The organism is Saccharopolyspora sp. 6V (genome assembly GCF_020176785.1).
Classification (GTDB): domain Bacteria; phylum Actinomycetota; class Actinomycetes; order Mycobacteriales; family Pseudonocardiaceae; genus Saccharopolyspora_C; species Saccharopolyspora_C gregorii.
In genome coordinates this window covers 31,769-40,839 of sequence record NZ_JAIUKB010000083.1, presented here as the reverse complement: position 1 = coordinate 40,839, position 9,071 = coordinate 31,769, and the positions used below count along the sequence as shown (strand labels likewise).

Annotated in this window: 9 protein-coding genes; 4 read left to right on the top strand and 5 right to left on the bottom strand. The window is 73.3% G+C overall.

The window, feature by feature from the left end:
- Positions 1–206: 206 nt before the first annotated feature.
- The 4 genes from LCD35_RS17185 to LCD35_RS17170 all read left to right on the top strand — a co-directional run bounded on the left by LCD35_RS17185 (position 207) and on the right by LCD35_RS17170 (position 3,208).
- Positions 207–548 carry a Rieske 2Fe-2S domain-containing protein gene (locus LCD35_RS17185; RefSeq protein ID WP_224957703.1) on the top strand — a complete coding sequence of 114 codons (342 nt, stop codon included), beginning with the start codon at positions 207–209 and terminating at the stop codon, positions 546–548.
- Between the two features lie 140 nt (positions 549–688).
- Positions 689–1,441, top strand: coding sequence for a hydrogenase nickel incorporation protein HypB (hypB, locus tag LCD35_RS17180; protein ID WP_224957702.1), 753 nt, complete (start codon positions 689–691; stop codon positions 1,439–1,441).
- 150 nt (positions 1,442–1,591) lie between these two features.
- On the top strand, positions 1,592–2,065 hold the full coding sequence (gene rraA / locus LCD35_RS17175) for a ribonuclease E activity regulator RraA (protein ID WP_224957701.1): 474 nt from the start codon (positions 1,592–1,594) through the stop codon (positions 2,063–2,065).
- Positions 2,066–2,272: 207 nt separating this feature from the next.
- Positions 2,273–3,208, top strand: a complete 936-nt coding sequence (locus tag LCD35_RS17170) for a phosphotransferase family protein (RefSeq protein ID WP_224957700.1) — start codon at positions 2,273–2,275, stop codon at positions 3,206–3,208.
- Between the two features lie 144 nt (positions 3,209–3,352).
- Here LCD35_RS17170 and LCD35_RS17165 read toward each other — a convergent pair whose 3' ends face one another.
- The 5 genes from LCD35_RS17165 to LCD35_RS17145 all read right to left on the bottom strand — a co-directional run bounded on the left by LCD35_RS17165 (position 3,353) and on the right by LCD35_RS17145 (position 9,060).
- Positions 3,353–4,030 carry a pyridoxamine 5'-phosphate oxidase family protein gene (locus tag LCD35_RS17165; protein ID WP_224957698.1) on the bottom strand — a complete coding sequence of 226 codons (678 nt, stop codon included), beginning with the start codon at positions 4,028–4,030 and terminating at the stop codon, positions 3,353–3,355.
- A gap of 128 nt (positions 4,031–4,158) precedes the next feature.
- The gene (gene pgl / locus LCD35_RS17160; protein ID WP_224957697.1) at positions 4,159–4,911 is read right to left on the bottom strand and encodes a 6-phosphogluconolactonase; all 753 of its coding nucleotides are present in this window, start codon (positions 4,909–4,911) and stop codon (positions 4,159–4,161) included.
- Positions 4,908–5,897, bottom strand: coding sequence for a glucose-6-phosphate dehydrogenase assembly protein OpcA (opcA, locus tag LCD35_RS17155; protein ID WP_224957696.1), 990 nt, complete (start codon positions 5,895–5,897; stop codon positions 4,908–4,910). Before opcA ends, pgl begins: the two co-directional genes overlap by 4 nt.
- On the bottom strand, positions 5,894–7,429 hold the full coding sequence (zwf, locus tag LCD35_RS17150; RefSeq protein ID WP_224957695.1) for a glucose-6-phosphate dehydrogenase: 1,536 nt from the start codon (positions 7,427–7,429) through the stop codon (positions 5,894–5,896). The genes opcA and zwf overlap by 4 nt, the downstream gene beginning before the upstream one ends.
- Positions 7,426–9,060: a glucose-6-phosphate isomerase gene (locus LCD35_RS17145; protein WP_225044456.1), complete on the bottom strand. Its 1,635-nt coding sequence runs from the start codon at positions 9,058–9,060 to the stop codon at positions 7,426–7,428. Before LCD35_RS17145 ends, zwf begins: the two co-directional genes overlap by 4 nt.
- Positions 9,061–9,071 lie beyond the last annotated feature (11 nt).

Below are 9,071 nucleotides of genomic sequence, written 5' to 3'. Positions count from 1 at the left end.
CCCGCCTCTGGGGTGTTTACACCTACAAACCCCCCCGGGGGGCCCCCCCGGGGGGCCCCCCGGGGGGGGGGCGGGCCCCCCCCCCGCCCCGCCTTCGCGTTGTTCGGCGTCCTCCGGACGAGGGGACATCGAGTTGTGGGCCGTCGCGGCGCGGTCGTAGCTTGGGGCGCACCGCAGCACGGCGTCGTCGCAGGAAGCAGGCCCGCATGGTGTCGTCCGAGAACAGCCGTCCCGCGCAGTCGTGGGTGCCGGTGCCGGGGGTGTCGGACCTCGCTCCGGGGGAGGTCGTGACCACCAAGATCGGTGGGGAATTCATCGCGGTGTGCAATGCGGACGGCGTCGTGCGCGCGTTCCGCGACGAATGCCCGCAGTGCGCGCTGCCCATCGGCGGCGGCCGGTTGCTGGGGGATCTGCTGTGGTGCGCCGGGTGCGCGGAACCATTCGACGTGTCCGCCGGGGGAGTCGGCAGGAAACGTGCTCGGTTCCGGCTCGCCGCTAGGTCACTGACCGTTTCCGAAGGTTCCGCGCGCATTGCTCTATCCGCGTGATGTGCGTGCGGAGCGCGTTTCGCGGGCCATTCCGGTATGGAGAACCGAACCGTTCTCTGCGACGATGAGATGATCTTTGCCGCGTCTGGACGGATCAGCCGGAATCCGCCCGGACGCCGCAGCTGGAGGTGTGAGAGACCATGCGCGGTGGGTACGCAGCAGCGGGCCGCGCCGGGGTCCGGGTGTCGGGTCCGGACTTCCCCGAGCCGTGCGGTCACGAAGGACCGTCCGCTTCGGACGGTGCGGTCCCCCGGCAGCGGATCTCCGACGCGTTGGCGGAGCGGACGCGGAACTCGTTGGCACGGCGCAGGATTCTCGCGCTGAACCTGATGAGCTCGCCCGGCTCGGGGAAGACCACCCTCCTGGAGCGGACGCTGCGCGAGCTCGGCTCGACCGTGTCGATCTCGGCGATAGAAGGGGACCAGGAGACCCACCTGGACGCCGACCGGCTGCGGGCCGCGGGCTGCCGCGTGGTGCAGATCAACACCGGTTCCGGCGGGCACCTCGACGCCGACATGGTCGACGAAGGACTTCGGTCGCTGCAACCGGCCGGGCGGTCGCTGGTGTTCATCGAGAACATCGGGAATCTCGCCGCGCCCGCGTTGTTCGACCTCGGCGAGCACCACCGGGTGCTGATCGCCTCGGTCACCGAAGGCGAGGACAAACCGCTGAAATATCCGCACGTATTCCGCAGCACCGATCTGGTGCTGCTGAACAAGGTGGATCTGCTGCCGCACCTCGATTTCGACGTGGACCGATTCATCTCGCACGCGCAGCGCATCAATCCGCGGATCCGCGTGTTGCGGTTGTCCGCGAAACGCGGCGAGGGGATCGGCGAATGGTGCCGTTGGCTGCGCGCGCACCACGACGGGACCGCGCCCATCCCCGCGTGAGCGCTGTGGCGTTGCTCGCCCGGCCCGCTCCGCGCGCTGATCGGCGGATACGCTCGCCGGATCATGCTCCGGGCGCGGTCGCCCGCGTCGGCTCGGCGCCCGGGAAGGTCCGGCGCCGCGGGCGCCGGTGGCCCAGCCGAGGAGACTGTGATGGACCTGTCGACCGCCGACCTCGCGGACCGCGAAGGACCGGCCATCCGCAGCTGCGATGTGCAGTTCCGGCAGTACGGGGGGCGGGAGGTGTTCGCCGGGCGGATCCGCACGGTCACCTGCTTCCAGGACAACGCGCTGCTCAAGAAGGTGCTCTCCGAGCCGGGGGAGGGCCAGGTGCTGGTGATCGACGGCGCCGGTTCGGTGCACACCGCGCTCGTCGGTGACCTGATCGCGGAGCTCGGCCGCTCGAACGGCTGGACCGGCATCGTGGTGAACGGCGCGGTGCGCGACACCGCGGTGCTGGCCGGGATGGAGTTCGGCGTGAAGGCGCTCGGCTCGAACCCGCGCAAGAGCGGCAAGACCGGCGACGGCGTCGTCGACGAGCCGGTGGAGCTCGGCGGGGTGCGGTTCGTGCCCGGCGAATACCTGGTGAGCGACCACGACGGCGTCGTCGTCCTCGCCGAACCGTGATCCGGCCCAGGTGAACGGCCCGGTCGCCCGGCCGGACACGGGCCGTTCACCTCGGCGGACGACCGGATCGCGCGCGGACCGCCCCGGATGTCCGGTTCGGTTACCTGCCGGACATCTGCGCCGCGGCAGTTGACCGGCCGGACACGCGCGCGTAGCAGAGCTGACGGTTCCCGCTCCTAACGTCCGAGGAGTGGGAAGCGTTGCCGGATGAGCGCCGGTCCAGACACGCGGGAGCCGCGGACCCGGCGTGCGGTGCACGCCCTGACCGGCCGCCACGACGTCGAGTACGAGCGGGCGGTGCCGCCGCGGCTGGACCGCACCCGGCAGGCCGCCGTGCACGACTGCCTGTTCCTCACCGGTGAGTGCGACGGCTGGTTCGCGACGGTGCTGCCCGAGGCCCTCGCCGAGCTCGTCGACACCGGGAGCGCCGCCGACTGCGCGGCCGTCGCGCACACCACCGGTGTCGCGCCCGCCGTCCGCGCCGTCGCCGCCGGGGCCGTCGGCTACGAGCGGCTGCCCGCCACCTTCCAGGCGCTGCAGCCGCACCACCTGCGGGAACCCGAGGTGCTCGGCGCGGTCGTCGCGGCGAAGCGGGTGCTGCACCGCGGCCCGGCGATGCCCGTCGACCGGGACGTGTTCGAGGACGTCGAGCGGTGGTCGGAGGCCGCCGCGGCCGCGGGCGTCCCGCTGCCGGTGGACTTCACCTGGATGCGGGAGCGGGTGCGCCGGATCGGCGCGGCGCTGCGGGCGGCCGGCCGGGACTCGCGGCCCTGCCACCGGGACGGCAGCCCGTCGAACGTGCTGGTCGGCCCCGGCCGGGAGGTGCGGCTGGTCGACTTCGACTTCGCGGGCAACGCGGACCCGCACCACGACCTCGCGGCGATGCTGGTGGAGACCTGCCAGCTCGACGACGAGTGGCGCCGGGCCGCGGAGGTCGTCGACGGCAGACCCGATCAGCAGCGCCTCGCCCGCTACCGGCTCAACGCCATCGCCGACGACCTGGCGGTGGGGACGTGGGCGCTGCTGGCCGGGGCGCGCGTGCACCGGCCCGCCGGGTTCACCGGGTACGGCCAGTGGCGGTTGCTGCGCTGCCGCTACGCGTTGCGGCACCGGCACTTCGACACCTGGCTCCGGCGGGTGTGAGGGCTCTTGCTGATCAGGGGCGGGGTGGACCTCAGCGTCCTCCTCGCGAGGAGAACGCGGGGAACCCGCGGGTGGTCCGGTTGACCAGGTGGTCGCGGCCCAGCGGCTTCGCCGCTGACAGGAGAGGGCCGCGGCGGTGGGCGCTCAGCCGTTGGGGGTGCGGCGGTCCGCGATGTGGGGTGGGGTCGGGATGCCGGGGCCGAGGTCCGGGGCCGGGATAGGGGTGCCCCACTCGGTGCGGAGCGGGAGGACCCCTGCCCAGGCGCCCGTCGCGTGCTCCGCCGGGTCGTCGGTGGGCGGACCGGAGCGGATCTTCACCGAGGCCTCCGCCAGCGGCAGGGCCAGCACCGCCACCGCGGCGAGCTCCTTCGCGTCCGGTTCCCGCGCGTGGTCCCACGAGCCGGGCGCCAGGTGCTCGGACAGCACCCGCAGCCCGTGCAGCTTCTCCGCCGGGTCCAGCACCGTCCGCGGCCGGCCGTAGATCACCGCGCTGCGGTAGTTCATCGAGTGGTCGTTGAGGGTGCGGGAGTACACCACCGCGTCCAGCAGGGTGACCGTCACGCACACCTCCGGTTCGGCGCCCGCCGCGAGCACGCTGCGCGCCCCGGTGGAGCCGTGCAGGTAGAGCACCTCGCCGTCGCGCCCGTACCCGGTGGGCAGCACCTGCGGGTGGCCATCGAGGACCAGGCCGAGGTGGCAGATCAGCGCCCCGTCGAGCACGTCGTGCAGGTCGGCGCGGTCGGTGGCGGCCCGGTCCTTCTTGCGCCCCAGCGAGGTGCGGGGCGTCGAGGACAACGGCGGTGCGGTGGTCGGTTCGGTCATGCGCTCATCCTGCGCGGCGAAGTGGACTCCCCCAAGGTCCAATTTCCGGGGAAAACGAAAGGCCACTTCACGCGAACGGGCCGCCCGCCCCGAGGGGGAGCGGACGGCCCGGACTCGATCAGCCGTGCTCAGCCGCGCGGCGCGGCCGCCGGGTCCAGCAGCCACAAGGTGCGCTCCAGGCCGACGGCCCCCGCGGCCGGGATGTCCACCGGATCCGCACCGCCGAGCGCGGCCGCCACCGGCTCGGCCTTCGCCGCGCCCGTGGTCATCAGCCACACCTCGGCGGCGGACCGGATCGCGGGCAGCGTCAGCGAGATCCGCGTCGGCGGCGGCTTCGGGCAGTCGTGCACGCCCACCACCGCGCGTTCCCGCTCCCGCACGTACGGCGTGTCGGGGAACAACGACGCCGTGTGCCCCTCCTCGCCGACGCCGAGCAGCAGCACGTCGAAGCGCGGCACCGGGAACTCCACGGCCGGCTCGGCCAGCGTCGCCAGCAGCTCCGCGTAGTGCGCGGCGGCCGCGTCGGCGTCCGCGCCGAACTTGCCGTCGGACGGGGCCATCGGGTGCACCCGCTCCGGGTCCACCGCCACGTGGTCGAGCAGCGCCGCCCGCGCCTGGGTCTCGTTGCGCTCCGGGTCGCCGTCCGGCAGGAACCGCTCGTCGCCCCAGTACACGTCCACGTTCGCCCAGTCGACCGCGTCCCGGGCGGGGGAGTGCCGGACCTGTTCGAGCACGCCGATGCCGGTGCGCCCGCCGGTGAGCACCACCGACGCCGATCCGCGCGCGGCCTGCGCGTCCACGATCCGGGTGATCAACCTGGCGGCGGCGGCCGCCGCCAGGACCTCGCCGTCGCCGTGCACGACGACTTCTTGCCTGGTCATGCCTCGCCTTCCGCCTGCTCCGGTTCGGTCGCCGCCTGCTCGGGCTCGTCGGCGGCGGGGGGTTGGTCGACGCGCCGGATCCCGGCCAGCCCACCGAGGGTGATCTCGTAGATCTCGTCCGGGTCGAGCCTGCGCAGCTCCTCGGCCAGGCAGTCCCGCACCTCGCGGCGGTGCAGCGAGAGCCGGCGGTCCGGCTGGCCCGGCTGGGTCAGCGTGCCGACCTTCCCGTCCGGCCGGACGATCTTGACCGAGCCGGAGGGGCGCCGCAGCTCGGCCGAGACGATGCCCGGGCCGCGCGGGTGCTCCACCCGGTACACCGGGACCTCCAGGTAGGCGCCGAGCCACGCCGCCAGCAGGTCCGTGGACGGGGAGTCCGCGGCACCGGTGACGACGGCGCTGGTCACCGCCTCGTACGGCGGCAGGTCCAGCGCCGCGGTGAGCATCGCGCGCCATGAGGTGAGCCGGGTCCAGGACAGGTCCGTGTCGCCCTCCACGTAGGAGCCGACGCGGGTCTTCAGGAACTCGATCGGGTCGGGCTCCGCGGCCGCGTCGGTGATCCGGCGGTGCGAGAGCATCCCGATCGGGTCCTTCGCCGGGACCTCCGGGGCCTCGGTCGGCCACCACGCCACCACCGGCGCGTCCGGTAGCAGCAGCGGCACCACGGAACCGGCGCCCTCGTCGGCCAGCGCGCCGTACAGGCGCAGCACCACGACCTCCGAGGCGCCCGCGTCCCCGCCGATGCGGATCTGCGCGTCCAGCCGCGGCGCGGCCTCCTTGGCGCCCCGGGCCACCACGATCACCCGCGCCGGGTGCTCCCGGCTGGCGTCGTTGGCGGCCTGGATGGCCTTCTCCGTCTCGGTGCCGTCCCCGGTGACGATCACCAGGGTCAGCACCCGGCCGAGCGCGACGGCCCCACCGGTCTCGCGCAGCTCGACCATCTTCTTGTTGACCTGCGAGGTGGTCGTCGACGGCAGGTCGATGATCACGGGCGCCTCCAGACACGTCCGGTGCGGGTCATCATGGAGTCCGCGGTCGGCGGCCCCCACGTCCCGGCCTTGTAGTTCTCCGGCGCTCCGTGCGCCGCCCAGTAGTCGAGGACCGGGTCGAGGATCCGCCAGGACTGCTCCACCTCGGCGTTGACCGGGAACAGCGACGGCTCGCCGAGCAGCACGTCCAGGATCAGCCGCTCGTACGCCTCCGGGGACGATTCGGTGAACGCGTGGCCGTAGCCGAAGTCCATCGTCACGTCCCGCACCTCCATCGAGGTGCCCGGAACCTTCGAACCGAAGCGCATCGTGACGCCCTCGTCCGGCTGTACCCGGACGACCAGGGCGTTCTGGCCCAGCTCCTCCGTCATGGTGTCGTCGAACGGCAGGTGCGGGGCGCGCTTGAACACCACGGCGATCTCCGTGACGCGGCGGCCCAGCCGCTTGCCGGTGCGCAGGTAGAACGGCACCCCGGCCCAGCGGCGGCTCTCCACCTCCAGGGTGATCGCCGCATAGGTCTCGGTGGTCGAGTCGCTGGCGAAGCCGCCCTCCTCGTGCAGGCCCGGAACCAGCGAACCGCCCTGCCAGCCACCGGTGTACTGCCCGCGGGCGGTGGTCTCGCTGAACGGGCCGACCGGCTTGGTCGCCGAGAGCACCTTCAGCTTCTCCGCGCGCAGGTCCTCGGGGGAGAAGCTGACCGGCTCCTCCATCGCGGTCAGCGCCATCAGCTGCAGCAGGTGGTTCTGGATGACGTCGCGCGCCGCGCCGATGCCGTCGTAGTACCCGGCGCGGCCGCCGAGCCCGATGTCCTCGGCCATCGTGATCTGCACGTGGTCGACGTAGTGGGCGTTCCACAGCGGCTCGAACAGCTGGTTCGCGAAGCGCAGCGCCAGGATGTTCTGCACCGTCTCCTTGCCGAGGTAGTGGTCGATGCGGAACACCGAGTCCTCGGGGAACACCTCGTTGACGATCTTGTTGAGGTGCTGGGCGCTCTCCAGGTCGTGCCCGAACGGCTTCTCGATGACCACCCGGCGCCACTGGTCCGGGGACTGGTCGGTCAGCCCGGAGCGGGACAGCTGGGTCAGCACCGTCGGGAACGCCGACGGCGGCACCGACAGGTAGAAGGCGTGGTTGCCGCCGGTCCCGCGCTCCTCGTCGAGCTGCTTGACGGTCTCGGCGAGGCGGTCGAACGCCTCCGGGTCGTCGAACGAGCCCGGCACGAAGCGGATGCCCTCGGCCAGCCGGTCCCACACGGACTGGTGGAACGGGGTGCGCGCGTGCTCCTTGACCGCTTCGTAGACGACCTGCATGAAGTCCTGGTCCTCCCAGTCCCGGCGGGCGAAGCCGGTCAGGGCGAACCCCGGCGGCAGCAGCCCCCGGTTGGCCAGGTCGTAGATGGCGGGCATCAGCTTCTTCCGGGACAGGTCCCCGGTCACGCCGAAGATCGTCAGGCCGGACGGCCCGGCGATCCGCGGCAGCCGCTTGTCGCGCGGGTCCCGCAGCGGGTTGCGCGGCAGGTTCCTGGCGCTCACGCCCCACCCCTCTCGTCGTGCAGTTCCTGAACGGCCTTGACCAGCTCGACCAGACCGGCGGCCCGGTCGGTCAGGTGCAGCCGCAGCACCGGGCGCTCGTGCTGGACGAGCACCTGGCCGTCGCCGAGCGCCTGGGCGCGCTGCAGGCCCGCCAGCGAGTAGGGCCGCTCCGGCACCTCCAGGTCGTTCTCGGCTTCGCCGGTGATCTGCAGGAACGCGCCGTTCTGGTGACCGCCCTTGTGGTACTGGCCGGTGGAGTGCAGGAAGCGCGGTCCCCAGCCGAAGGTGGTCTGCAGGCCGGTGCGGCGGGCCAGCTCGGGGCGCAGCAGCGCGGCGGAGGCGTCGTCGAGGCGGTCCAGGTAGGCCTGCACCGCCAGGTAGCCGTGCGCGGGCGCGGACTTGACGAACGCGCGCAGCGCCTCGGCCACGGTGCCCACCCCGGCGGTGAACCAGTCGCCGGAGGCGTAGACCTCGATGGAACCGGACACCAGCGCCGGCGTCACGACCGGACCGCCGTCGGGGCCGTCGAGCAGCGCGCGGGCGGCCTTCTTCGCGGCCTCCACGTCGGGCTGGTCGAACGGATCGATGCCCAGCAGCCGCCCGGCCAGCGCGGTGGCGAACTCCCACAGCAGGAACTGGGCGCCCAGCGGGCCGGTGGTCACCAGCTGCGCGGCGGCGCCGGCGCCGCCGACGGCTACGGTGGTGGCGTCGCGGCCCGCGTCGGCGAAGCCGGGGGCCTGCGGGTTCTCCACGACCACGGGCAGCAGGCCGGTGCCCTGCTTGCCGGTGGACTCGGCGATGAGCTGCTCGGCCCAGTCGCCGAAGCCGGGGATGCCGGAGCCGCCGTCGGCGAGCACCAGCTTCTCGGCGCCGCGCTCGTGCGCCGCGCCCCACGCCGCGGCCAGCCGCACCGCCGGGTTGTCCGCGGAGTCCTGGCGGACCAGCTCGAACGCGCTCGCCGCCTCGTCCAGCAGCGCGGTGATGTCGGCACCGGCCAGCCCGGCCGGGACCAGCCCGAACGCGGTCAGCGCCGAGTAGCGGCCGCCGACGTTCGGGTCGGCGGTGAACACGCGGCGGTACCCGGCCTCGCGGGCGGCGGTCTCCATCGGTGACCCCGGGTCGGTGACCACGACGATGCGCGTAGCGGGATCGATTCCGTTCGCGGAGAACGCCGCCTCGAAGATGCGGCGGTGGCTGTCGGTCTCGACGGTGGTGCCGGACTTCGACGACACGACCAGCACGGTGCGGTCCAGGTCGCCGGACAGCGCGTCCCCGACCTGACCCGGGTCGGTGGTGTCCAGCACGGTCAGCGGCACGCCCGCGGTCGCGGTGATCACCTCGGGGGCGAGGGAGGACCCGCCCATGCCGGCGAGCACGACCCGGTCGACGCCGTCGGCGTGCAGCTCCGCGCGCAGCTCGGCGATCTCCGCCAGCAGCGGGCGGGAGGTCTCGTGCAGGGTGGTCCAGGAGAGCCGGATCGAGGCTTCGCTCTCGGCGTCCGGGCCCCACAGGGTGGCGTCGCCCGCGGCGAGACCGCTCGCCGCGCCGTCCGCGGCCAGCCGCTCGGCGAGCGCGCGAGCCTCCCCGGCCAGACCCTCGTCTGCGATCTCGACTGAAGTTTCGGTTGCCATCTGATTCCTCG

What these genes read in the sequence shown, in the direction of transcription:
- LCD35_RS17145 (WP_225044456.1), bottom strand. Translation starts at nt 9,060, where the DNA reads ATGGCAACCGAAACTTCAGTCGAGATCGCAGACGAGGGTCTGGCCGGG.
- LCD35_RS17170 (WP_224957700.1), top strand. Translation starts at nt 2,273, where the DNA reads ATGAGCGCCGGTCCAGACACGCGGGAGCCGCGGACCCGGCGTGCGGTG.
- rraA (WP_224957701.1), top strand. Translation starts at nt 1,592, where the DNA reads ATGGACCTGTCGACCGCCGACCTCGCGGACCGCGAAGGACCGGCCATC.
- LCD35_RS17185 (WP_224957703.1), top strand. Translation starts at nt 207, where the DNA reads ATGGTGTCGTCCGAGAACAGCCGTCCCGCGCAGTCGTGGGTGCCGGTG.
- LCD35_RS17165 (WP_224957698.1), bottom strand. Translation starts at nt 4,030, where the DNA reads ATGACCGAACCGACCACCGCACCGCCGTTGTCCTCGACGCCCCGCACC.
- pgl (WP_224957697.1), bottom strand. Translation starts at nt 4,911, where the DNA reads ATGACCAGGCAAGAAGTCGTCGTGCACGGCGACGGCGAGGTCCTGGCG.
- hypB (WP_224957702.1), top strand. Translation starts at nt 689, where the DNA reads ATGCGCGGTGGGTACGCAGCAGCGGGCCGCGCCGGGGTCCGGGTGTCG.